Below are 23,232 nucleotides of genomic sequence, written 5' to 3'. Positions count from 1 at the left end.
GTGATAGACGTGGGCACCGTACGACCTCGCATCAGTTTGGTGCGGCTTCTCGAAGACGTGGGAACTACGGTGCTGAATCCGGTTGTCGGCGACCCGGAGGCGGTCCAGGAGATCGCCTCGGTGGTCATTCACGACCCCGACGACGACTCACCCTCGACACCGGACTCCATGGTGCTGCTCGTCGGCGTCACCGGAGGCGAACGTATCGCGGAGTCCGTGGCCGGCCTGGCCGAGCGCGGAGTACGCGTGGTGGTCGCGCGAGTGACCACCGAGGTCAGCGATGCGGACCGCGAATCCGTCATCGCCTCGGGCGTCGTGCTGTTGGCCTTGGCGCGTGGCGTCTCGTGGGTTCAGCTGACAAGCCTGCTTCATTCGGTGCTCTCGGCCCGAAACGAAGTCGGGCACATCCACTCACGCGGAGGCGGCCCGGCCGGCGATCTGTTCGCCTTCGCCAACGCTGTCAGCGCACTTCTCGATGCGCCGATCACGATCGAGGACCGCAGCTCACGGGTCATCGCCTTCTCCGGCCGCCAGGAAGAAGGAGACGGTCCACGTATCGCGACCGTTCTGGAGCGGCAAGTTCCTGACCAGTACATTCGAGTGCTCGAAGAGGCCGGGGTCTTCGACCGGCTCTATCGCAGCGACGATCCGGTGTGGGTCTCGGCCGAGACCCTCGGTACCAAAATGGGTCGTATCGCCGTGTCCATCAGAGCCGGCGACGAGTTCCTCGGCTCCATGTGGGTGGCAACCGGTGAGCCGATGTCCGACGACCGGATGCGTGCTCTGCGCGATTCAGCCGGGTTGATCGCGCTGCAGATGTTGCGGTTGCGCGGCGGCGCCGACGCCGAGCGCCGACTGCGCGCAGACCTGATCGCAACCCTTCTCGACGGTGGGTCAGGTGCGGTCGACGCGATGAATCGCCTCGGCCTCGGGACCGGCCCCGCACTCGTGATGGCTTTGGGTCGTAGGTCTTTCGAAGGATCGTCGAAGCCGGACGATGCCGCCCACGTGGTGCGACTGACCGACGCTCTGGCCATGCACCTCGGCGCCGTCCACTCGCAGTCGGCGGCAGCCTTGGTCAACGGAACCGGCTACGCGGTGCTGTCTGTACGAGGGCATTCCCCGGCCGAAGCCGAGTTGCAGGCGTTCCGTGTGGCCTCGGACTTCCTGGACCGCACCGGAGCGTCCGGCGACACGATCATCGGGATCGGCCGGGTCGTGACCAGACCGGCGCAGCTGAGCCGATCGAAGCGCGACGCCGAACATGCCCTCGAAGTGTTGTTGGCGGGACGAGCGTCGGGCAGCGTCGCCACCTTCAGTAGCGTCCACGTCGATGCCATCCTGTTGGAGATCGCGTCGGAAGCTGCAGCCGAAGGGTTCTCGGACCTCGGACCGATCGAGGCGATCGCCAGCCACGACGCCGCTCATGCGACCTCGTTCGTGGACACTCTCGATGCGTGGCTCAACGCGTTCGGTGATGTCGGTGACGCCGCGGCGTCATTGCACGTGCACCCCAACACCTTTCGGTATCGCCTCAGCAAGTTGAAGGGTATGGCCGCGTTGGATCTCGACGACCCCAACGTCCGCTTCCGGTTGATGGTGCATCTTCGTCTGCGCGGTCCACGCTAGCTCGAAAGCCGAAAAATGCGGGTCGCACTGATTTCTCAGCGCGACCCGCATTCTTTGTCAGTGGGTTCGGATCAGCTGTTGTTGCGAAGTGCTTCGACAGCGATGCGGCCGACGGTTCCGATGGAGGCGTCGATCTTCGGGGCGCGGTGGGTGAGCTCGTGGGACTTGGTGAAGACACCGACGGCGTAACGCTTGCCGTCCGGGTACGCCACGACGCCGGCTTCGTTTCGTACCAGTCCCAGCGTTCCGGTCTTGGCGGCGACAGTGACCTCGTCGGGGAAACCGGACGAAAGGCGGTGCGGCCAGACCTGCTTGCTCATGATGGTTCGGACCTCTTCACAAGCCGATGCGGGGCCGGCTTCGTCCCTCCAGATTGCAGCCAGCAACATTGTGATCTCACGAGGAGTACTGGAATTGGAGCGGGCGGGATCCATGACGGAAATTGTCCGAAGAATTTCGATGGGGGGCATTTCCAGCAAGGTGCCCTTGTCGACGCCGAGGTCGTCGTAGACCGTCTTGAAGAGGCCTCGGCAGTCACGGACCAAGTTGGTCTTCTCCAAACCGAGCCCGCGCAGCGTTGCGACGATGTTGTCGAGTCCGAGACGTTCGTACAAGAAATCCGTGGCGGCGTTGTCGCTGAAGCTCATCATGAGCAGAGCGAGGTCTCGCCAGCTTGCAGTCACGTCGTCGGCGCAGCCGCCGATACCGATGCCGCCGGAGCGGAACTCGGCGGTCACCGTGGCGTGCTCGGTCGGATCAAGGGTGCCTGCCGCTACTTCACGGGCGTACTGAAGCACAACAGGAATCTTGAAAACGGAGGCGAGGATGACACCTTCGTCCGCGCCGTAGCCGAACTCTTCGCCGGAATCGATGTCGCGTTCGTGGACGTAGGCATCGGTCTTCGCTTCGGCGAGTACAGCAGCGATCTCCTGCTGTGCGCTCTCAACGTACGTGGCGGTTTCGGTCATTCGAGAAGCCCTTTCGTCGGTATCCATGTATCTGGGTTATTCGTGGATCTGACGATAGTGAGTCGACGACGGGGGGTCTTGTACGAATCGACGAAGGTTGGCGCACGGTTCGGTGCTGATGCGCCGAATCATCCGGGCGTCGGGGTGTTCTCCGGATCAGGACGCATAAGTTTCGAGGCGACATCCGACCAGTTCGGCGACGGCGCTGCGTCGCTTGTCGGAGACCACGCCTGCCAACAGGAGGGTGAACAATTCGTCGATACGGTCGTTCAAATCGCTTCGTCTGGTGAGCACGTTCGAAACCAGTTGAACGCCGGTGAATGCCGAGATCACCACGCGACCCACCGATTCCGGCTCCACATCGTCGCGGATGTCGCCTTCGAGCTTCGCGGCCTCGGCCAGTTTTCGAAGCTCGCGGATCCACGCGACGTACGGGCCTTGCGAACCGTCGGCAGAGGCCAACTCGAGGGTAAGTCGGATTCCCGCACGAACAATAGGCTCTGCGACGAGTTGGCGGCCCATCTCGTGGCACACCATGACGAGCTGTTCCAGTGCCGGTGCGCCTGTGGCTGCAACTGCGGTGAAGGCACTGATCGAGATCTGGTGCTGTTCTTCGATCACCGCCTGAGCCAGTTCGTCTTTGGACGAGAAGTGAAAATAGACCGCGCCCTTGGTCATCTGCGCCGCGGACACGATGTCATTCATGCTCGTGCTGCCGTACCCCGTGACTTCGAACCGATCAGCAGCACCTTGAAGAATCTGTCGGCGACTGATCTTGGCACGTTCCTGCATTGCTCCCTTGTCCTCCGACTGTTAACACGTGAACCAGTTTTAGGGCCCTAGGTCCCGGACCAGCGACCCACGGTAGCAGCGAATCTCGTGCTCGCGCGACAGCGCGAAACGGACTGTTCGGTGTGCAATCGCAGGTCACGGTCGGTAGGAGCGACAAATGCGACCGCCGCAACCTCCGTTGGAGGCTGCGGCGGGGAGTCCAGTTATCGGCCAGCGAAATTCGGTCGAAGGTATGCGATCAACGAGTCGAGACAGTTGCCTCGAAGCCGAGGTCGCGTAGCGCCGACTTGAGTTTGGTCTGTGCCTCGTCGAGAGATTCGGGTGACGGCGAGGTGTCGGCGCCACTGATGTCGAAGTTCCCCATGTCGTATGCGGGGAAAACATGAACGTGAAGATGCGGAACTTCCAGACCTGCGATGAGGAGACCCGACCGAGGCGCGTCGAACGCCTTCCGCACGGCTTGGCCGAGGTTGCGGGCAACAGCGGTGACCTTGGCAAAGAGTTCAGGATCCACGTCCTGCCACTGATCGACCTCGGCTCGCGGAACCACAAGCACGTGGCCCTGCGTTACCGGCGCGATGGTCAAGAACGCGACGACGTCCTCGTCCTCCCACACGAAACGTCCTGGTAGATCCCCGTTGATGATGGCACTGAAGACTGAAGGCATACCCCGAGATTAGCCCGCGTCCGGTTGCCAGGAAACTCCCAGGCTGGACGCAGGTTCGTCGGAGCCGGCCCGACAAATCTAGGACGTATGACGACAGAAGCCATGCAGACTGCGGGCAGCACGGACGCAGAGGAGGTCTCCGCGACGACTGTAGTGCTGGACGTGGTCGTCCCGGTATACAACGAAGAGGCAGGCCTCGAGACGTGCGTGCGGCGCCTGCGCCGGCATTTACGCACGCAGGTGCCATTCTCTGCACGAATTACCATCGCGGACAACGCCAGTGTCGACGGCACGTTGCCACTCGCACGTTCCCTCGCCGAAGAATTCGACGACGTCCGGGTCGTCCACCTGGATGCGAAGGGCCGTGGTCGAGCACTGCGGCAGGTATGGAGCGACTCCGATGCCGACGTGGTCGCGTACATGGACGTCGACCTCTCGACCGACCTCAACGCCCTGATGCCGTTGATTGCTCCGTTGCTCTCCGGACACTCGGACATCGCCATCGGTTCCCGGCTGGCACGATCGTCCCGCGTGGTGCGCGGCCCCAAGCGTGAGTTCATCTCACGTAGCTACAACCTCATCCTCCGAAGCGCACTGCATGCTCGCTTCTCCGACGCCCAGTGCGGATTCAAAGCCATGCGCGTCGATGTTGCACGGCAACTACTTCCGCTGGTGGAGGACACCGGGTGGTTCTTCGATACCGAATTGCTGGTGCTGGCCGAGCGAGCGGGCATGCGGATTCACGAGGTCCCTGTCGACTGGGTGGACGACCCGGACAGTCGGGTGGACATCATTGCCACGGCAGTTGCCGACCTCAAAGGTGTGGTCCGTGTCGGGCGAGCACTGTCTACTGGTTCCCTTCCATTGGCCGAGCTCAGGGCTAGTTTCGGACGTGAACCGTTGGTTCCCGGAGTTCCACGAGGAATGGTCGGGCAGCTCTCACGCTTTGCCGTGGTGGGAGTCATTTCGACGCTCGCGTACGCGCTGCTCTACCTCGCTCTGCACTCGATCATGGGTGCGCAGTGGGCCAACGCCGTCGCATTGCTGGTGACCGCGGTATTCAACACCGCCGCCAACCGGGCCTTCACCTTCGGGATCCGAGGGTCGGAAGGATCCGCTCGTCACCAGATGCAGGGCCTGCTCGTGTTCGGGTTCGGTCTACTGCTCACCAGCGGATCGTTGTTCGTGCTCGACGTCATGGCGCCCGATGCTTCCAAGCACGTGGAGCTTGCCGTACTCGTCATCGCCAATCTTGTTGCCACAGTCAGTCGATTCATCGCACTGCGCTGGGTGTTTCGCACCGCACAATCCGTAGGAGCCAATCGATGACCGCCACTGCAGGGACACTCGCCGCGCCGCTGCCAGCGCCGGAACCGCAACGTCAGGTGCGCTGGGAACCGTGGGCGCTGGGAGTGTTGTTAGTGGGCACCGGAGTTGCCTACATCTGGGGCCTGGGCGCGTCCGGATGGGCCAACTCGTTCTATGCCGCTGCGGTACAGGCAGGTTCGGTGTCGTGGAAGGCTTTCTTCTTCGGCTCCTCGGACGCTGCAAACTCGATCACCGTCGACAAGCCGCCCATGTCCCTGTGGTTGATGTCGCTGTCGGTTCGCATCTTCGGACTCAATTCCTGGGCGATGTTGGTGCCGCAGGCACTCCTCGGGGTCGGATCGGTTGCACTGTTGTGGGGAACGGTTCGACGGTATTTCGGTGCGGCCGCCGGCCTCCTCGCAGGCCTGGTACTTGCGCTCACACCCGTAGCGGCGCTGATGTTCCGGTTCAACAACCCGGATGCTCTGCTGGTGCTCCTGATGATCGCAGCAGTGTGGGCGATGATGCGCGCCGTGCAGGACGGCCGCACCCGCTGGCTCGTGTTGGTCGGTATCTTCTGCGGATTCGGTTTCCTGACAAAGCAATTACAGGTCATGTTGGTGGTTCCACCGCTGGCGCTCACCTATCTGATCGCCGGACCGCCGAAACTGGGTAAGCGCGTACTCCAACTGTTCGCGGCACTGGGCGGACTGATCGTCTCCGCCGGATGGTGGTTGGCAATCGTCGAACTGTGGCCGGCCGACTCGCGTCCGTGGATCGGTGGTTCACAGAACAATTCGATTCTCGAACTGACGCTCGGCTACAACGGGCTCGGGCGCTTGAGCGGCAACGAGACCGGAAGCGTCGGCGGCGGCGGAATGCGCGGTGCTGGTGATGCCGCGGCCGGCGCTGCTGCGGGCGGTTTCCCAGGTATGGGCGAGGCCGCAGGTGGTATGGCCGGGGGAGGTATGGCACCAGGTGGTGCGGCCGGCGGTGGTATGTGGGGGAGTACCGGTATTACCCGACTGTTCGAATCGGCCCAGGGCGGACAGATCGCCTGGTTGATTCCTGCTGCGCTGATACTTCTGGTGGCTGGAATCGTGCTGCGAGGCAGGGCACCCCGCGCTGATACACAGCGCGCGTCATTCATCGTCTGGGGACTGTGGCTGTTGGTGACCGGACTGACCTTCAGTTTCATGGCGGGAATCTTCCACGCCTACTACACCGTTGCGCTTGCGCCGGCGATCGCCGCGCTGATCGGTTCAGGATCGGTAGTGGCGTGGCGTCATCGTGACGTCCTCTGGGTTCGCATCATTCTGGCGGTGTTCTTGGCCGCAACCGTCGCGATGGCGTGGGTACTGCTCGGACGCTCGCCTACGTTCGTACCGTGGCTTCGCTGGACCATTCTGGTGGTCGGCATCGTCAGTGCCGTGGCAGTGCTGATTCCGGCAGTGACGCGAGGTCGATTGGCTGTGGCAGTGATTCTCGCAGCGATCTTCACCGGTCTGGCGGGTCCGACTGCATACGCGATCGACACGATCAATACTCCGCATACCGGTTCCATAGTTTCGGCCGGACCGAGCGTCGAAGGTGGAATGGGCGGGCCCGGCGGTGGCCGCGGAGGCTTCGGTGGATTCGGTGGCACGGCTGATGGCGGTAACCGTCGGACTGACGGGGCTGGGACCGGAATGCCGGGCACGCCCCCTGTAGGAATGGGTCAGATGCCCGGTGGTGCAACAGTTCCGGGTGGTACCACGCCGACCACCGACGGAACGCGAGGCGCAATGGGAGGCGGTGCCGGTGGTCTACTGCAGGGCAGCACGCCGGGAGCCGCTGTTGTGTCCGCTCTCGAAGAGAACTCCGACCAGTTCACGTGGGTAGCCGCGGCAATCGGGTCCAACAGCGCATCGGGTTATCAGCTTGCGACGCAGTCACCGGTCATGGCTATCGGAGGGTTCAACGGGAGCGATCCGTCGCCGACGCTCGCGCAGTTCCAGCAGTACGTGGCAGAGGGCAAGATTCACTTCTTCATCGCTGGCGGTGGGATGGGTGGCGGTATGAACGCCGAAGGCACCGCTACCGCTATCTCGACGTGGGTGACCGAAAACTTCACCGCCACAACGGTGGACGGAGTAACCCTCTACGACTTGACGGTTGCAGGCTGACCAACAGGAACGCACGCCAGGTCCGCATCGGAGGTGCTTCCTCCGATGCGGACCTGGCGTGAAGTTGTATGCCTGAGGTTCGTCCTCAGGTTTTGAAGGTGGTGTTCGCCGGCCGCGGGTGCTGCTGCGGGTCGATCGAGGGTGGCGGGATGAACCAGGGTTTGTTGTCGACTCCTATTCGGATTTCCCATTTGCCGACGAACCCTGATTTTCGGTGCATCAACCGGTGGTGCGAACGGCACAGCAGGACCAGGTTGTTCATCACCGTCGGGCCACCGTTGGCCCAGTGCCGGATATGGTGCGCATCAGTCCAGGCCGGTACACATGTGCAGCCGGGGAACGCGCAGCCTTTGTCTCGGGCGATGAGGGCGACGCGTTGTTCGGCGGTGACCAACCTCTTCCCTGGTACCGCATCCAACGGTGCGCCGTGACCGTCGAGCAGAACCGTGGACAGGAAACAATCACACCCGAGAAGACTGGTCTGCGACACCGACAGCGGTCCCAGCCAGGGCATGTGCCCGACATCAAGATCCGACAGAGACTCTTCACCATCAGCAGTGGAGGGTGTTGCGGCGCAGTCCCGATGCTCCGCCAGATCCCGAGCATTGATGTGCACGTTCACATGCGGACGCTGACCACCATCGGTACCGGTTTTCGCGCAGTCCAGGTAACGCCGGATCAGTTCGGTGAACCCGTCCGCGGTGCGTTTCGCCGCCGACCGGGCATCCGGCGTCCCATCCGGTGCTGGGGTCGGCATCGTCAGATTCGACAACGCCGAGAGCAACATTTCACCGGTGAGGGCATCGAAATCGCCACGCACCACCACTCGACCGTTCAAGGTCGACGCGATCCGCAACTCGTTGAGATCGACATCCTCGGCGGGCGGAATCTCATCGGATTCGAAAATTCGCTCCAAGGTCGCGATCACGTTCCGCACTTTCGTGGTCGTCGCTTCCACTCCCGACGCAGCCGCCAACAGTAGGTCGATACAACGAGGGAGCGCTTCGTCCGGCATGCCTTTCGGTGGTGATTCACAGAACGCCACGATCAACACGGCATGCTCGAAGGAGCAGTCCCCACAACCGAACCGAGCAGCCACACCCGGAAGCGGCCGCAAAGCCGCACCCAACGCGGCGATCTTCTTCCCGTCCCGAACCTGCAGCATCGTGTTGCCCGCCAACCACGCACCCACCCCGCGGCTCGCAATCACCTGATCATCCGGGCGCAACGACAACTCGTCCACCACGGCCACACGAACCGCCTCGAGGCGCAGAATCTCCGCACTCGCTTCGACAGCAGCAGCGCGCAACTCGGCAGCAGTCAACTGCCACAGGCGTCCGCGTAACCCCACCGCAGAACCAGACACCACGTCCGACAACAAGACGCTCATTGAATCCCCCGATCCCCTCCCCAAATCATACTCGAACACGTGTTCGAGTCAAGAGTTGATTTCGCAGGGGCTAAGCGCTGATACTGTCGAGGTCGTGGACCACGTCGCAGCAGGCGCCGAGTAATTCGCGATCATGGCTGATGAGTAATACGCCGACGCCGGTTTCGGCGGCGCGACTCTCGATCAACCGAATGAGCGCGGCCGTCGTGGCGGCGTCGAGCATCGCCGTCGCCTCGTCACAGATGAGGTATTTCGGTTGTTGCGCCAGCGATCTCGCCAGGCATGCGCGCTGTAGTTGGCCGTCGCTCACCTGGTGTGGTCTGCGCGACAAGAGATCGGGAGTGAGGCCCACTTCTACTGCCAGCGCGGCCACATCGATTGACCTACTGGCAATGTCACCGGGTTGGCCGATGATCGAGGCGAGCGTCTGCCGAGGGTCGGTCGATGCGCGAGGTGACTGAAACAGCATGGACACCGTGCCGCGTAGTGCCGCGGGTACCGAGAATTTGGTACCCACGACGGGTGATCCGTCGATCCGCACTTCGCCTGACCACGGTGCATCCAGCGAAGCGAGAATCCTTGCAAGTGTTGATTTTCCGGTGCCCGAAGGCCCGGTCAGGCCGATCAGCTTTCCCGACGGAATCTCGAGCGAGACGTTCTCGAGAACTGGCCGGTTGCGACGGTAACCGCTGGTGATTCCCAGAGCTTGCAGACTCATGTCAGCCCACCTTCCGCAGCGTTCGGTACGTGCGGTCACCCAATGTGACGAGTTCGGTCGGGCCACCGGATTGTTTCGACTCCGGGCGTCGTAGGTGATAGACGCACTCCTCGGGGAGATCGGTGAGTTGCGGTGGCGATCCCGGCATGGGAGTCAAACCTCTGGAAGGTAAGGCGCCGAGAAGGTCTCGGGTGTAATCGTGAAGCGGATCTTGGAACACCAGCGCGGCCGGACCGGTTTCCATGATGCGTGATGCGTACATGACGGCAAGTCGATCCGCGATATCGCTGCGGGTGAGTGATGCAAGGTCATGGGTGATGAGCAGGACAGCCGCCCCGGAGTCAGCGCACTCTCGAAGTAATCCCATGACGTGGTCGGTGAGTTCGCGGTCGAGGTTGGCGGTGGGTTCGTCTGCGACGATCACCGACGGATTCCCGGCCAGCGCACCGGCAATGGCCACGCGTTGCGCCATGCCGCCCGACAGTTCGTGCGGGTAGCAGTCCAGGGCCGACGGTTCGAGTCCGACGCGAAGTGCCAAGGCATCGCAAGTGTGATCGCTGCCGAGTGCGTCGATCGTCTCCTGTAGTTGCGATCGCGCAGTCCGGACGGGGGTGAGATGTGTTGCGGCGGATTGTGGAACGAGAGCCACGTGCCGCCCACGGAACGCGGTGCCGGAGAAGACGTCGATCTCGAGGTCCGGTGTTCCGACGGTGACCGTTCCGGTTCGAGAAGCATTCGGCGGCAACATGTTCATGACCGAGGTGGCGATGATCGACTTGCCACACCCCGATTCCCCGGCAAGTGCGGTCACCGTGCCGGCTGGAACGTCGAGGTCGATGTCGCTCGCAGCGTGAACTACCGATCCTCCGAGTAGAGGGATCCTGACGGTGAGAGATTCGATGCGCAGGCCGTGGTTCACAGTCGCAACTCCGAAGGTCGAGGGGGCGTGAGCATCGACCGCAGGGCCGAACCGGCGACGGCAACTGCGACGGTGGCGATCACGAGAACTGCGGCGGGGAATGCCAGCGTCCACCAACCGCCGAGGAGCAGAGAACTGCGTGCCTCTTCGAGAAGCGTCCCGAGACTGGGCTTGTGCGGGGGAAGGCCGAATCCCAGGAAGGACAACGTCGATTCGTGCCAGACGGCGTGGGGCAGCAGGAGAACGACTGCGATCAAAGCCTGTGGCGCCGTCGCCGGCACGAGGTGGCGCATGATCACGTGACGTCGACTGGCTCCCGCGAGAATGGCGGCGTCGATGTAGGGACGCTCGCGCAGACTCAAGATCTCGGAGCGGATGATCCGGGCCACTTGGGTCCAGTGGGTCAGTGCGATCGAAAGCACGATGGCGGCAATGCTTCCACGGAACATCGCGACGATGACGATGCCGAGCAACAGGTGGGGGAGTGCGTTGACGGCATCGGTGCCGCGCATGACGAACCTGTCCACCCAGCCGCCGACCAGTCCGGCCGTAGTGCCGACGGCGACGCCGATCACCGTGGCGAGCAGCGCGCAGGCGAGTGCGATCAGAAGTGAGGTTCTGATGCCTGCAGCTATGCGCACGAATAGATCTCGGCCCGCCGAGTCAGTTCCGAACGGGTGATCGAACGACGGAGCCAGGCGAGCCGCCGAGAAGTCTGTGACTCGGTCGTCGACGTCGGCCAACCATGGGACCAACGCCGCGTACAGCGCCACGAGAATCAGCACGCCGACGGCGATCTTGAAGCGTCGTTCAGCCATCGGTACTCACTCTCGGGTCGAGTACTGCAACGAGGACGTCGGCAATCAGTGAGCCGAGCATGACCGTCAATGTCGTACCGACGGTGAGGAACGCGAGCAGTGCCATGTCGAGGTCACGGGCTGACGAGACGATGGCGCCGGCGATCCCTGGCCAACTGAAGACCTCTTCCACCAGCACTGCCCCGACTATCAGCTCGGGCAGTCGCACGCCGACGATGTTCACGAAAGGCGCCAGTGAGGTCGGCAGTATGTGGCGTTTCGTGATGGTCGGCGTCGGGATTCCGCGTGCTACGGCGCCCGCGACAAATCCCTCACTTTTCGAACCCACGACGGATTCTCGGACCGCGAGTAGGAGCCACGGCATCTGCGAGATGGAGAGGACCGTCACCGGTAGCACCAAGTGCCGGATCACCTGTCCCGGTGTGGGATCGGCACCCCCGTCGGTCAACCCGGCGACCGGGAGCCAGCCGAGAGTCAACGCGAAGAGCGCGATGGCACCCAGCGACAAGACAAACGGCGGAAGTCCTTGGACCACGACGCTCAGCCCGGACACGGTCTTGTCCAAGAATCCTCCACTGCGGATTCCGGCGAGAACACCGAGTGTCAGCGAGGCGAGAATCGCGATGAGGAGTGAGATACCGACCAGCAGCAGGGTCCATGGCAGACGCTGGGAGATAACTTGGGAAACAGGCTGATTGAACGATCTGGAGATCCCGAGATCACCGGTGAACACGCCCTGGAGCCAATTCCAGTACGTGCTGTACCAGGGGTTGTCGAAACCCATCTGATCGGCGATCAACGCTTTGTCCGCGTCGCTGGTCGTCATGTATCGCGTGCCCAGGTAGCCGACAAGTGGATCGAACGGTGAGATCGCGGCGGCGGCAAAGAGTCCCGCGGACACCACGGCGATCACCGGCACGATGAACAACGCCCGCCGACCGACCATCGTGAGGATGGCCTTTCGGCGGGAGTTGCCACGGTGGTCGAGCGATTGCCGCGCGTCTACCCGAACGTCGACCGCTGTCATTGCCCTCTGGCCCACGTCTGCAGTGACCACCACGGGCCCCAGGTCACACCGTGTGAGTGTGGCTCGAGTACAGGTCCGGACATCTGCCAGTCGGAATCCTTCGAAACGTACGTATGGTCGAGGAATACGAGGATGACAAATCCGGGATCCTCGACGTACGCCTGCTGCACGTCGCGATACGCGGCGTCACGCGTTGCCTGATCCAGGCTGCGGCGTCCTACTTCCAGGCCTGCGTCGACTGCTGGATTGGAGTAGTCGCTGGCGTTGTCGTAGATGCTGCCGACCCCGGGCGCTATGTACTTCGAGTTCAGCGCGTCGTACGCCTGCGTGTCTGGATCGAAAGGTTCGTCTCCACCACCGAGAAGCGTCGAATCCTGGTTGATTCGAGGGTCTATGCGGTCCCAGGAGAGCGCTTCGAGATCCACCTCGATGCCGACAGCGAGAGCATCGGAGGCAAATGCCTGAGCGAGATCACGTCGAACGGTGTCGACGGAGTTGTACATGATCGTGAACTGCGCCCGCTGACCGTCTTTCGAACGGATTCCGTCGGCACCTTCGATCCAGCCCGCTTCGGTGAGAATTCGCTCGGCCTCGGCCGGGTCGTAGGCGAAGGTTGCGTTCGGGTTGTACGAATCGCCGTAGACCTCGGGGATCGGAGTGGCGGCGACGCGGCCGTGTCCGCCCAGGACGTTGTCGATCATCGACTGGCGATCGGCGGCGAGGTTGAGCGCCATCCGTACGGCTTTGTCGCCTGCCACGGGATTGTTCGTCGGAAGTGAGAGACCGCGCCAGTCCGCTGACTGATGGGCAGTCACCGACATGTTGTCTTTGCCCGAGAACGTATTGGCAAGCAGTGGAGGGAGGTTGGTTCCGTCGATCTCGCCCGACACCATACGTTGGGCGCGGGTGTTGTCGTCCGGAACGTAGAGGAGAGTGAGCTTCTTGATCTCCGGTGCACCGTCCCAGTAGTTCTCGTTCGCCTCGAAGACCGCTCGATCCGGTGAGAGATCGACGAGTGTGTACGGACCCGTACCGACAGGCGCGGTGTTCAACGGCGATTCGGCGGCAAGTCCGGGGGTCGCGAGGGATTCCGACGGGACCATGCCGATCAGCATCTTCGTCAGCAGGGGCGCATACGAGTAGGCGAGACGAAACTCGACTGTGCTGTCGTCGACGGCCACGACGTCGCTGATCATGTCGTACGACGACCGCGCTTCGGAGGCGGAAGCCGGATCGAGGATCGCCTTGTACGTGGCAACCACGTCGTCGGCGTCGAAGGTCGACCCGTCGGAAAAGGTGACGCCGTCACGTAGCTTGACCGTCCAGACTGTCGCGTCGGCATTGGCAGTGGGCATCTCCGCGGCCAGAGACGGCTCGAATCCCGGCATGCCGGTCCCTCCGGTGAGCCGGACGAGGCCGTCGTACATCTTGGCCTCACCGGCAGCGCCGAAGCCTGCGACCGGGTTGTAGCCGCCCAGCTCGTAGCCGTCGGCCAAGACCAGGCCGTCGTTGTTGCCCGAGGAGTCGGTGCCAGTCGGGCTACTGCACGACGTGATCAGAAGTGCGCCGATTGCGGCGGTTGCGGTGAGCGTCAGAACGCCTGGTTTGTGGAGTTTCACGGGTGTCCTTTCCTTGGTGGACAGGTGTCCGAAAACATCTGTTCACCTATTCAGGTATTCATATGATCTCATCTCGAAACGGATATTTCGCACAAAGGCCGAACGCTGGGACCTTGGCCCCGTGAGTGGCACTCCGAGAGCGCTGTTATCGCAGGCCGTAGTCTGTTCCCCGTGCGCGTACTAGTAATCGGCTCCGGAGCCCGTGAACATGCCCTCCTTCTCTCTCTTGCTCGCGATCCAGGTGTCACGGCCCTGATCTGCGCGCCTGGCAATGCCGGGATCGCAAAAATCGCCGAGCAGCACCCCATCGACGTCGCTTCGGGTGACGCGGTTACCGCGCTGGCCCAGAAGGTCGAAGCCGACCTCGTCGTCATCGGACCCGAGGTTCCGCTGGTCCTCGGTGTCGCAGACGCGGTGCGCGCAGCAGGTATCGCCTGCTTCGGGCCTTCGGCCGACGCCGCCCGCATCGAGGGATCGAAGGCTTTCGCCAAGGACGTGATGGCTGTCGCCGGCGTCAAGACCGCTCACAGTGAGATCGTCGACAATCCGGCCAAGCTCGACGAAGCACTCGACCGCTTCGGTCCCAACTGGGTGGTCAAGGACGACGGATTGGCCGCGGGTAAGGGCGTAGTCGTCACGGCGGATCGTCTCGCCGCGCGCGATCATGCCGCAGAACTGCTCGAGACCGGACACCCGGTTCTCCTCGAGTCCTTCCTCGACGGTCCGGAAGTTTCGCTCTTCTGCCTCGTCGACGGCGAAACTGTGATCCCGCTGCTCCCGGCTCAGGACCACAAGCGAGTCGGCGACGGAGACTCCGGACCCAACACCGGCGGCATGGGCGCGTACACCCCATTGCCGTGGCTGCCCGACGAGATGGTCACGCAGATCGTCGACGACGTGGTCAAGCCTGTCGCTACCGAGTTGGTCGCGCGCGGTAGCAGTTTCTCCGGCCTTCTCTACGCCGGTCTGGCGATCGGTGTCGACGGCCCGGCCGTCGTCGAATTCAACTGCCGGTTCGGTGACCCCGAAACTCAGGCCGTGCTTGCTCTCCTCGAAACGCCGCTGGGCGGTCTACTCAATGCGGCCTCGACCGGAACACTCGATTCGGTCGGTCCGTTGCAGTGGCGCGACGGTTCCGCTGTCACGGTCGTGATTGCCGCGGAGAACTACCCGGCAACCCCACGCACCGGCGACGTGATCACCGGAGCCGACGCCGACGGAGTCCTGCACGCCGGTACCAAGAAGCGTGAAGACGGTGCCGTCGTCTCGGCAGGCGGGCGTGTGCTGAGTGTTGTCGGAGTGGGCAAGGATCTGACCGAAGCTCGCGACGACGCCTACGCAAAGATCGCCGACGTCAAGCTTCCCGGCGGTCATTTCCGCAAGGACATCGGGCTCGGCGCCGTCGAAGGTCGCATCTCAATTCCCTGACTCGTTCTTTCGGAGGGCCGGTGAACTTTCTGTTCATCGGCCCTTTTCATGGAAAATCAACGGTTCCTCGAAGTTACCCACGAGTATGGACTTCTCGTTCGGTTTCTCCCGGTATATCTCAGCGCGGGGGTCACGGAAAGAGAAGGGCACACTTGAGCATTCGCGCTGGATCCAACGAACGGCACGCACGTACCAATTCCACGCTCTCGCGTAGAAACTTCTTGGCAGCAACAGGATTAGCTGTGGGGGCCGCCGCACTCTCGTCCTCGTGGACCACGGCGGCCGCTGCGCCCAGACGAGCATTGAACGACGGAGACCGTGTCCCCGCGCTCGTGATCGGCAGTGGATACGGCGGTGCCGTTGCGGCACTTCGCCTGACACAGGCCGGTATCGACACGCACATGGTCGAGATGGGGAAGTCGTGGACCACACCAGGGTCCGACGGCAAGATCTTCTGCCCGATGCTCTCGCCCGACGGTCGGTCCTTCTGGCTCAGAGACCGTACAGTTCAACCGGTTTCACACTTCTCCGGCGGCTCGGTGGACAAGAACATCAGCCGCTACGTCGGTGTTCTCGACGCCGAGGACTTCGGCGGGATCAAGGTCTACCAGGGCCGAGGGGTCGGCGGTGGGTCGCTGGTCAACGGCGGTATGGCCGTCACACCCAAGCGTAACTATTTCGAAGAGATCCTGCCCGGTGTCGATTCCAACGAGATGTACTCGACGTATTTCCCGCGCGCGAACGCTGCGCTCGGAGTCAACAACATCGACCCGGCCTGGTTCGAATCGACCGAGTACTACAAGTTCGCGCGGACGGGGCGAAAGACCGCTGAGAGATCCGGTTACACAACAACGTTCGTGCCGAATGTCTACGACTTCAACTACATGAAGCAGGAAGCTGCCGGCCAGGTCACCAAGTCCGCTCTGGTCAGTGAGGTCATCTACGGCAACAATGCCGGAAAGAAATCTCTGGACAAGACGTACCTCGCTGCGGCATCGGCCACCGGCAAGCTCACCATTTCAGCTCTGCACGTCGTGACCTCGGTTGCCCCGGCCGCGACCGGCGGTGGCTATCAAGTGGTGATGAACCAGATCAACGAGCAGGGCAATACCGTCGGCACCAAGACAGTGACGGCGGACAAGGTCTTCTTCGCGGCCGGCAGTATCGGGACCAGCAAGCTCCTGGTCGCGATGAAAGCGCAAGGGCAGCTGGCGAATTTGCCGGGTGCAGTTGGACAGGAATGGGGTCACAACGGCAACGTGATGGTGGGCCGCGCCAATCACATGTGGGACGCCACCGGTGCGAAGCAGTCGGCGATCCCCGTGATGGGTATCGACAACTGGGCCGACACATCCGCTCCCGTCTTTGCGGAAATCGCACCCTTCCCGGCCGGTACCGAACTGTGGGTCAGCCTGTACTTGGCGATTGCCAAGAATCCGCAACGTGCTCAGTTCCAATTCAACTCGGCAACAGGCAAAGTCGGATTGAACTGGCAGCGCTCGCAGAACCAGCCGTCGATCGACATGGCGAAGAAGCTCTTCGACAAGATCAACAAGAAGGAAGGCACGATCTACCGGACCGACCTCTTCGGCCCGACGCAGACGTGGGGCGATCAGTTGACGTACCACCCCCTCGGCGGTTGTGTGCTCGGCAAGGCGACCGACGGCTACGGTCGACTCCCGGAGTACCCGGGTCTGTACGTCATGGACGGATCCCTCGTACCGGGCAATGTGGGAGTCAATCCGTTTGTCACCATCACCGCTCTGGCCGAACGGAATATCGAGAACATCATTGCGAACGACATGAACTAGGGCGGCGACTCGGGGTCAGGTGCGGTGGGATCAACTTCCTGCCGCACCTGCTCGGCGTGGGCAGCGGTTACAGTCACCTGGACAGACGACGGTCGATCCAGGGATGTAGACGTGAGGCGGACAAAATCCGAGGTCGACGGTGATTGGCTCCGGTGGGGCGTGCCGTCGAGCGACGAGCTGGTGGTATCCGAACACGAATTAGACGACGAGCCCGAAGATTTGGTTCTGTGGGGTGGTGCGTCGAGTGCTGATCAACCGGTGACATGGGAAACCCACGCGCACCGATCGAACGAGATTCTGTTCCCTCGTTCCGGCATTGTGGTTGTGCGCTCAGGCGCCCAGATGTGGACGTTGTTGCCGGGACGAGGGCTGTGGATACCGGCACTGCATCGACACTCGGTGCGCGTTGCCGCGGGTGCGCAGTTCCTGACGGTGTATTGCGCTGTAGGGCAGGGGCCTTCGCTCGGTGATCACCCGGTTGCGGTACACGGCACGCCGCTACTCTACGAGTTGTTTCTGCATCTGAGTGCTCGCGAGATGTCGGACGACGCGAGGCGCCGCGCCGAGCGAGTGTTCTTCGACCTCGTTGTTCCCGGCGACGAGCGCGGAGCGATGAAGATCCCCGATTCGGGCCCGGTCGGCCGGATTGCACGCGACCTGTTGTCCCATCCGGAGGATCCACGCAGTTTCGGGGACTGGGCGAACGAGATCGGCGTCAGCACCAGCACTTTGGCTCGTCGATTCAAGGTGGACACCGGCGTGAGTTTCGGCCAGTGGCGAGTACTGCTTCGGATGAACGTGGCGATGTCCCTACTCGGCCAAGATGTTGCGGTCGCCGATGTGGCAGAACAGGTCGGATACTCGACGCCCAGTAGTTTTGTCGCCGCCTTCAAGCAGTCCACCGGTGTCACGCCGATGGCATTTCGAAAGACTGCGGACCGTTGATCAGATTTCGACATTCTTTGACAAAACTCCGCGATTGCGTCATCTCCTGATCCGTTCTACCGTAGCCATGTAGGCGAGGCTTACTTTACTTTCCGGGTTCGGGGTTCTCCCGAGACCCGCTCGACAGCATGGGGCAGAAGTGATCGATTTTGTTGCGCCGCGTTCGAAACGCGGTAGCAGGGCCATCTTCATGGCTGTGGCGGTGGCACTTTCGACGGTGCTGGCAGCATGTGGCACCTCCACGACCGACACGAAGTCCGACGGTGATGCGTGGACGTATGTCGATGCGCGTGGTCAGCAGATTTCGCTCGACAAGATCCCCGAACGCATCGTGGCGACGGCAGACACCGCGCCGGTGTTGCTCGAATACGGCGTCGTGCCGGTCGGCATCATCGGCTTTTCCAGGCTGGACGAATCAACGTTGAATGCATTCGACTTCAGTGGAATTGCCCATGTCAGCGAAACCGATACGGACATCAGCGCCGAGAAACTCCTGGCAGTGAACCCGGATCTGGTCATCGACATCTGGAGTTCGTACAACGGTGGAAACTTCGGCAGCATCTGGGGCGACGACATCGTTCGCGTCGAAGAGGTTGCTCCCATTGCCGGTGTCAAGATCACCGACGGGGCGCAAGCGGCGTTGGACAGCTTCAGTTCGTTGGTCCAGGGTATCGGCGGCACCGACACCTCGCCGGTCTATGCGGCAAAACGGGAAGAGTTGAGTGCGCTCGGTGACCGGGTGCGTGACTTGGCCACATCGCGAACGAATATCTCTGTTGCATATGTGATTCCGTTGGAGTCGAGCCTTGACTATGCGGTGCCGGGATGGACTCCGCTCGGAAGTATTCTCGAAACGATGGGCGTCGAATTCGCCAAGCTCGACAGCGAGGACGGTTTCTGGGCATCAGCGAGTTGGGAAGAGCCAGGCGCCTTTCCGGCTGATCTCCTCCTGATTCCGCCGACTTGGTCGGATGCACCGGAGCTCAATTCGCCGACTTTCACCAGGCTTCCGGCTGTGGTTTCGGGTCAGGTTGCGTCGGTCGAACTTCGTACGGGGTACAGCCTGACGGGCATCACCGAGCAGATGAAGCGTTTTGCCGACGTCTACGAGAAAAGCGAGAAAGTCACCTGAGCAGCGTCACCGCGGTGCGTGATCTCGCAATGATCGATTGACCCGGTCGAAGATGTCGATGGCAGCGGACAATGTGTCGAGGTCGCCCTCGTCGAGGGACGCCAATTCTTCGGCGAGAACGCCGATGCGTAGTTCGGATCGACGGTCTCGTCGCGCGCTTCGCTCGTCCTTCACGAAAAGTGTGCTCACTCGGCCGTCCGTGGGATCGGGTCGCCGTTCGATCAGGTCTTTGTCGGAGAGTGTGCGCACCAGCGTGCTGACGGTGTTCGGGCGTCTGGAGAGACGATCGGCGACCGCCCCGATGCGAGTGCCCGGATGGTGTGCGACATCGTGAAGTACTTCGGATTGTGCCTCTGGCAGAGTCGCGTCGGTACCCGACGTATCCATGTATTCCCGCAGCGCTCGACGCAATTCGAACGCCGCAGCGATGAGTGATCTCGATGCTTCTTCCGCGGTGGGCATGCGATCGGAGTAGCGATCGACCCCGTGTGATCCACGCCCTGGAACTGTATCTGACACAGATATAGTTTACAGTTCTTCAAAGGGTAGGGTCACCTAACCATGACGGAAGATGAAGCTGTCATGCTTCACGACGTACGGGACACGATCATGAATTTTCGAAAGAAGTCACGCAGTGTAATGCTGATCGGCGCACTGACATTGGTGGCAGCTCTCAGTGGCTGCTCGAGCGAGGACGCGTCGCCCACAGATGCCGAGATCAGTGCGTCAGCTCCGGCGGACTCTGCGTTTGTCGCTCCGCGAGAAGTCCCGGTTGGAATGGGGAGCGGAAAGTCGGACGGCGAGTTCCCTCGTACCGTCTCACACTTCAAAGGGGACACCACGATCGAATCGCAGCCCGAAAAGGTTGTCGTCATCTCGACCGGGCAAGCAGATGCACTCCTGTCGCTCGGTGTCGTGCCCGCAGGTTCGACGCGTGGTGACGGTGCGGACCTGGTGCCTCCGTACTTGTTGTCTGCGTACCCCGAATTCCGTACTCAGCTAAGTGATGTCGTTGACACAGGTGGACGCTTCACACCGAATTTCGAAGCGATCGTCACGCTCGATCCTGACCTGATCTTGATGAATGTTGCAGGAAAGGACGCTGATTCGCTGTACGACCAGCTTTCGGCAATTGCGCCCACGGTGGCAACACAGGGAACCGGCGTCTACTGGAAGCAGGACTTCCTGCTGGTTGCCGACGGGGTAGGTAAGACGCAGCAGGCGATGGCACTGCTGGATACCTTCAATACCGATGCCGCGGCCCTCGGTGCTTCCCTGTCGTCGCCGCCGACGGTGTCGTTCACGCGCCAGAACGGAAATCGTCTGCGCATCTTCGGTATTCCTTCGTTCACCGGCAGTATCGCCGAGGATGCCGGCTTGACCCGTCCGCAGTCGCAGCAGTTCGACGATACTTCCCGAGACATCAGTGAAGAAGAGTTGAATGTGGCGGACGCCGACTGGATCTTCTACGGCGTGCAGGGCGGGGACCCGGCGACATTGACGAACGCGCCGTTGTGGGCGCAGTTACGTGGTGTGGTCGCCAACCATGCCGTCGCTGTTGACGACGACGTCTTCTACCTCAATACCGGGCCGACTGCGGCTCGTGAAGTGCTGAAGGTTCTGCAGAGCACACTGCAGCGGTAGTAATTACTCGGGAATCTCGATTTGTTCAGCCTGGATGGTCGGTACTCGCAGTGAGCGCAAGTAATTCACAGCGATGGGCAGAATCGAGACGACGACGACAGCGATGAGGATGATTTCTATGTGGGCGCGAACGAACTCGATTCCTCCGAGCATGTAGCCGAGTACCGGAACGAGAACTCCCCAAGCGAGTCCTCCGATGACGTTGTATGTCAGGAAGGTTCGATACGGCATCCGTGAAGTACCCGCCATTACTGGGGTGATGGTTCGGATGACGGGAACAAATCGCGCAAGGACGACGGTACGAGGTCCGTGCTTCTCGAAGAATGCTTCTGCCCGCGCAAGTTGATCGGGACCAAGTCGCTTGGCTCCAGGTCGATCGAAAACCGCAGGACCCGCTGCGCGTCCGACAAGGTAGCCGCATTGGTCGCCGACCACAGCGACGATGGGGATAGTCACGAGGAGAACCCATAGTGGAACGAATGGCTGCTCCTGTGCGACGAGGACACCAGCTGTGAACAAGAGCGAATCGCCGGGAAGAAAAAACCCGAACAGAAGACCGGTTTCGATGAATACCGCCCCAAGCAAGCCGATCAGACCGAACGTGGAGAGCAGGGTATCGGGGTTCAGAATTCCGCTGGTGAGTGCGAGCGTCATACGAGCGCCCGATCGCGAGAGGCAGAGGAAGTGCGGTCGGTCGTCTTGGAGCGGCCTTCGACGAACCGGAAGACGGCTCCGCCCACGGTGACTGCAAGCGTCGCGAGAATGGCCCCGGCGATGACGTCGGTGAGCCAGTGAACTCCCAAATACAGGCGAGTCAGGGCTACGACGATTGTGACTGTCACGGCGAGGAGCATCAGCAGTCTCTTGACGGCGGGTGTGCGGTGCGCGCTCAGAACGAGGACGACGATGCCGAACAGTGCAGCGGTCCCGGTGACGTGACCAGACGGGAACGAGTGGCCGGTCTCGAGAAGAACCTGGATGTTGGTCGGCGGACGTTCGCGACCGACGAGCGCTTTGATTACCGTGCTGGCGACCGCCGCCCCGCCAACGGTTCCGATCACGATCAAGCCCGGAACGACCGAACGCGCTCGCCATGAGATGAGCACTCCGCTGGTGATCCCGAGTAGCGCGGTGGCGACCGGGCTACCGAGATCTGTGACGGCGACCGCGATCTGGTTCAGGGCGCCGCTCCGATGATCGACCATCCAGTCGGTCACCGGCCCGTCGAAGCTCGTCAACCACCCGCTTCCATACACCTGGATCGACAGCGTCACCAGTGCAAGCACGAGTCCGCACGTGCGAAGGGCTGTAGACCGAACGCTGGAAGCTCGGTAGATCGAACCGAACGCGAACAGAGCTGCGGCCACCACGATTGCGGCAACCGCGATCTCTGCGGTGGTGCTCTCGGTCAGGACTTCGGTGACCACGTTTCGCACGGTCGACACAGTTGCAGGCATGAATGCAGTGTGACGAGCCGAAGCTGAAGAAACGCTGAACGGAACTCGGCTCTGGGTCTACCGTCTGCTCTACTGGGTGCATCCGAACAACTGCGTGGCGACGAAACGGGGCCGGTGGTGCGAGTACTGGTGGTCGAAGACGAAGTGCGCTTGGCCGAGACGATCCGGCGGGGATTGGTGGCCGAGGGATTCGTGACCGCGGTCGAACTCAACGGTGACGACGGATTCGCGACTGCGTGCAGTGACGAATTCGACGTGATCGTTCTCGACATCATGTTGCCGGGCAAACACGGGTACGACATCGTGCGGGATCTACGCGCCCGGGAGATCTGGACGCCGATCCTCATGCTCTCGGCAAAGGACGGCGAATACGACCTGGCTGATGCATTCGATCTCGGCGCCGACGACTACCTGGTCAAGCCATTCTCGTTTGTCGTGCTTCTCGCTCGGCTGCGCGCACTGGTGCGTCGCGGCGCTCCACAACGTCCGGCGATACTCTCCGTTGGAGACCTGTCCCTCGACCCGGCCAAACATCAGGTGAGCAGAGCGGGAATCGAATTGACCCTGACGCCAAGGGAGTACAGCGTTCTCGAATTCTTGATGCGCAACAATGGTGTGGTGGTCACGAAGACCGAGATCGTTCGCTCTGTCTGGGACACCAACTACGAAGGTGACGAGAACATCGTCGAGGTGTATATCGGTTACCTTCGTAAGAAGCTCGACCTCCCGTTCGGAACTCAGAGCATCGAAACGGTCCGAGGCGTCGGGTACCGCTTTGTCGGCACTGCCTGATCT

The 23,232-nt window shown here is 61.9% G+C and carries 21 protein-coding genes; 9 read left to right on the top strand and 12 right to left on the bottom strand.

Translation table 11 applies throughout. The features are described 5' to 3' along the window. Positions 1-9: 9 nt before the first annotated feature. On the top strand, positions 10-1,629 hold the full coding sequence (locus tag G4D79_RS00495) for a CdaR family transcriptional regulator (RefSeq protein ID WP_003945928.1): 1,620 nt from the start codon (positions 10-12) through the stop codon (positions 1,627-1,629). Between the two features lie 71 nt (positions 1,630-1,700). Here G4D79_RS00495 and G4D79_RS00490 read toward each other — a convergent pair whose 3' ends face one another. The 3 genes from G4D79_RS00490 to G4D79_RS00480 all read right to left on the bottom strand — a co-directional run bounded on the left by G4D79_RS00490 (position 1,701) and on the right by G4D79_RS00480 (position 4,056). Then, positions 1,701-2,597 (bottom strand): serine hydrolase, encoded by an 897-nt coding sequence (locus G4D79_RS00490; RefSeq protein WP_099697014.1) that lies wholly within the window; start codon positions 2,595-2,597, stop codon positions 1,701-1,703. A gap of 156 nt (positions 2,598-2,753) precedes the next feature. Beyond that, positions 2,754-3,389 (bottom strand): ScbR family autoregulator-binding transcription factor, encoded by a 636-nt coding sequence (locus G4D79_RS00485; protein ID WP_007734383.1) that lies wholly within the window; start codon positions 3,387-3,389, stop codon positions 2,754-2,756. Between the two features lie 238 nt (positions 3,390-3,627). Next, positions 3,628-4,056, bottom strand: a complete 429-nt coding sequence (locus G4D79_RS00480; RefSeq protein WP_042449536.1) for an HIT family protein — start codon at positions 4,054-4,056, stop codon at positions 3,628-3,630. An 87-nt stretch (positions 4,057-4,143) separates the two neighbouring features. Here G4D79_RS00480 and G4D79_RS00475 point away from each other — a divergent pair, with 87 nt between their 5' ends. Beyond that, entirely contained in the window at positions 4,144-5,385 is a 1,242-nt protein-coding gene (locus G4D79_RS00475) for a glycosyltransferase (protein ID WP_099697013.1), read from the top strand. Next, on the top strand, positions 5,382-7,529 hold the full coding sequence (locus tag G4D79_RS00470; RefSeq protein WP_099697012.1) for a glycosyltransferase family 39 protein: 2,148 nt from the start codon (positions 5,382-5,384) through the stop codon (positions 7,527-7,529). Before G4D79_RS00475 ends, G4D79_RS00470 begins: the two co-directional genes overlap by 4 nt. Before the next feature lie 85 nt (positions 7,530-7,614). Here the strand turns inward: G4D79_RS00470 and G4D79_RS00465 are convergent, their stop codons facing one another. The 6 genes from G4D79_RS00465 to G4D79_RS00440 all read right to left on the bottom strand — a co-directional run bounded on the left by G4D79_RS00465 (position 7,615) and on the right by G4D79_RS00440 (position 14,020). Continuing rightward, positions 7,615-8,919, bottom strand: coding sequence for an HNH endonuclease signature motif containing protein (locus G4D79_RS00465; RefSeq protein ID WP_099697011.1), 1,305 nt, complete (start codon positions 8,917-8,919; stop codon positions 7,615-7,617). A 70-nt stretch (positions 8,920-8,989) separates the two neighbouring features. Further along, on the bottom strand, positions 8,990-9,637 hold the full coding sequence (locus G4D79_RS00460; protein WP_099697010.1) for an ABC transporter ATP-binding protein: 648 nt from the start codon (positions 9,635-9,637) through the stop codon (positions 8,990-8,992). 1 nt (position 9,638) lies between these two features. After that, the gene (locus G4D79_RS00455) at positions 9,639-10,556 is read right to left on the bottom strand and encodes an ABC transporter ATP-binding protein (RefSeq protein WP_099697009.1); all 918 of its coding nucleotides are present in this window, start codon (positions 10,554-10,556) and stop codon (positions 9,639-9,641) included. After that, on the bottom strand, positions 10,553-11,374 hold the full coding sequence (locus G4D79_RS00450; RefSeq protein ID WP_007734397.1) for an ABC transporter permease: 822 nt from the start codon (positions 11,372-11,374) through the stop codon (positions 10,553-10,555). The genes G4D79_RS00455 and G4D79_RS00450 overlap by 4 nt, the downstream gene beginning before the upstream one ends. Further along, complete coding sequence (locus G4D79_RS00445) at positions 11,367-12,401, bottom strand: ABC transporter permease (protein ID WP_099697080.1); 1,035 nt, start codon at positions 12,399-12,401, stop codon at positions 11,367-11,369. The genes G4D79_RS00450 and G4D79_RS00445 overlap by 8 nt, the downstream gene beginning before the upstream one ends. Next, on the bottom strand, positions 12,398-14,020 hold the full coding sequence (locus tag G4D79_RS00440) for an ABC transporter substrate-binding protein (RefSeq protein WP_065456111.1): 1,623 nt from the start codon (positions 14,018-14,020) through the stop codon (positions 12,398-12,400). The genes G4D79_RS00445 and G4D79_RS00440 overlap by 4 nt, the downstream gene beginning before the upstream one ends. Positions 14,021-14,191: 171 nt before the next feature. On the opposite strand from G4D79_RS00440, the gene purD reads away from it, so the two are divergent. From purD to G4D79_RS00420, 4 genes are all read left to right on the top strand, one after another. Next, complete coding sequence (gene purD, locus G4D79_RS00435) at positions 14,192-15,448, top strand: phosphoribosylamine--glycine ligase (protein ID WP_099697008.1); 1,257 nt, start codon at positions 14,192-14,194, stop codon at positions 15,446-15,448. 242 nt (positions 15,449-15,690) lie between these two features. Next, positions 15,691-17,259, top strand: coding sequence for a GMC oxidoreductase (locus G4D79_RS00430; protein WP_007734403.1), 1,569 nt, complete (start codon positions 15,691-15,693; stop codon positions 17,257-17,259). Between the two features lie 111 nt (positions 17,260-17,370). Next, positions 17,371-18,204, top strand: a complete 834-nt coding sequence (locus G4D79_RS00425; protein WP_075832266.1) for an AraC family transcriptional regulator — start codon at positions 17,371-17,373, stop codon at positions 18,202-18,204. 190 nt (positions 18,205-18,394) lie between these two features. Further along, positions 18,395-19,336 (top strand): ABC transporter substrate-binding protein, encoded by a 942-nt coding sequence (locus G4D79_RS00420; RefSeq protein ID WP_075835153.1) that lies wholly within the window; start codon positions 18,395-18,397, stop codon positions 19,334-19,336. A 6-nt stretch (positions 19,337-19,342) separates the two neighbouring features. Here G4D79_RS00420 and G4D79_RS00415 read toward each other — a convergent pair whose 3' ends face one another. After that, positions 19,343-19,855 carry a MarR family winged helix-turn-helix transcriptional regulator gene (locus G4D79_RS00415; RefSeq protein ID WP_223304464.1) on the bottom strand — a complete coding sequence of 171 codons (513 nt, stop codon included), beginning with the start codon at positions 19,853-19,855 and terminating at the stop codon, positions 19,343-19,345. A gap of 42 nt (positions 19,856-19,897) precedes the next feature. Between G4D79_RS00415 and G4D79_RS00410 the strand changes: the two genes are divergently transcribed. Continuing rightward, on the top strand, positions 19,898-20,980 hold the full coding sequence (locus G4D79_RS00410; RefSeq protein WP_223304465.1) for an ABC transporter substrate-binding protein: 1,083 nt from the start codon (positions 19,898-19,900) through the stop codon (positions 20,978-20,980). A 3-nt stretch (positions 20,981-20,983) separates the two neighbouring features. Here G4D79_RS00410 and G4D79_RS00405 read toward each other — a convergent pair whose 3' ends face one another. Both G4D79_RS00405 and G4D79_RS00400 read right to left on the bottom strand, forming a co-directional pair. Then, positions 20,984-21,634 (bottom strand): DedA family protein, encoded by a 651-nt coding sequence (locus tag G4D79_RS00405; protein ID WP_054782115.1) that lies wholly within the window; start codon positions 21,632-21,634, stop codon positions 20,984-20,986. After that, on the bottom strand, positions 21,631-22,437 hold the full coding sequence (locus tag G4D79_RS00400) for a phosphatase PAP2 family protein (protein ID WP_235867739.1): 807 nt from the start codon (positions 22,435-22,437) through the stop codon (positions 21,631-21,633). Before G4D79_RS00400 ends, G4D79_RS00405 begins: the two co-directional genes overlap by 4 nt. 117 nt (positions 22,438-22,554) lie before the next feature. Between G4D79_RS00400 and G4D79_RS00395 the strand changes: the two genes are divergently transcribed. Then, positions 22,555-23,229 carry a response regulator transcription factor gene (locus G4D79_RS00395; protein ID WP_037132434.1) on the top strand — a complete coding sequence of 225 codons (675 nt, stop codon included), beginning with the start codon at positions 22,555-22,557 and terminating at the stop codon, positions 23,227-23,229. Positions 23,230-23,232: the final 3 nt, after the last annotated feature.

Source organism: Rhodococcus sp. WY5 (assembly GCF_018588185.1).
Classification (GTDB): Bacteria; Actinomycetota; Actinomycetes; order Mycobacteriales; family Mycobacteriaceae; genus Rhodococcus_F; species Rhodococcus_F qingshengii.
The sequence above is the reverse complement of the archived record's forward strand: the minus strand, read 5'-3'. Positions and strand labels throughout refer to the sequence as shown.

Bases quoted from the DNA above. Each gene is read 5' to 3' on its own strand.
- G4D79_RS00480 (WP_042449536.1), bottom strand. From the start codon at position 4,056: ATGCCTTCAGTCTTCAGTGCCATCATCAACGGGGATCTACCAGGACGT.
- G4D79_RS00400 (WP_235867739.1), bottom strand. From the start codon at position 22,437: ATGCCTGCAACTGTGTCGACCGTGCGAAACGTGGTCACCGAAGTCCTG.
- G4D79_RS00475 (WP_099697013.1), top strand. From the start codon at position 4,144: ATGACGACAGAAGCCATGCAGACTGCGGGCAGCACGGACGCAGAGGAG.
- G4D79_RS00420 (WP_075835153.1), top strand. From the start codon at position 18,395: ATGGCTGTGGCGGTGGCACTTTCGACGGTGCTGGCAGCATGTGGCACC.
- G4D79_RS00470 (WP_099697012.1), top strand. From the start codon at position 5,382: ATGACCGCCACTGCAGGGACACTCGCCGCGCCGCTGCCAGCGCCGGAA.
- G4D79_RS00460 (WP_099697010.1), bottom strand. From the start codon at position 9,637: ATGAGTCTGCAAGCTCTGGGAATCACCAGCGGTTACCGTCGCAACCGG.
- G4D79_RS00445 (WP_099697080.1), bottom strand. From the start codon at position 12,401: ATGACAGCGGTCGACGTTCGGGTAGACGCGCGGCAATCGCTCGACCAC.
- G4D79_RS00490 (WP_099697014.1), bottom strand. From the start codon at position 2,597: ATGACCGAAACCGCCACGTACGTTGAGAGCGCACAGCAGGAGATCGCT.
- G4D79_RS00405 (WP_054782115.1), bottom strand. From the start codon at position 21,634: ATGACGCTCGCACTCACCAGCGGAATTCTGAACCCCGATACCCTGCTC.
- G4D79_RS00450 (WP_007734397.1), bottom strand. From the start codon at position 11,374: ATGGCTGAACGACGCTTCAAGATCGCCGTCGGCGTGCTGATTCTCGTG.
- G4D79_RS00410 (WP_223304465.1), top strand. From the start codon at position 19,898: ATGACGGAAGATGAAGCTGTCATGCTTCACGACGTACGGGACACGATC.
- G4D79_RS00465 (WP_099697011.1), bottom strand. From the start codon at position 8,919: ATGAGCGTCTTGTTGTCGGACGTGGTGTCTGGTTCTGCGGTGGGGTTA.
- G4D79_RS00485 (WP_007734383.1), bottom strand. From the start codon at position 3,389: ATGCAGGAACGTGCCAAGATCAGTCGCCGACAGATTCTTCAAGGTGCT.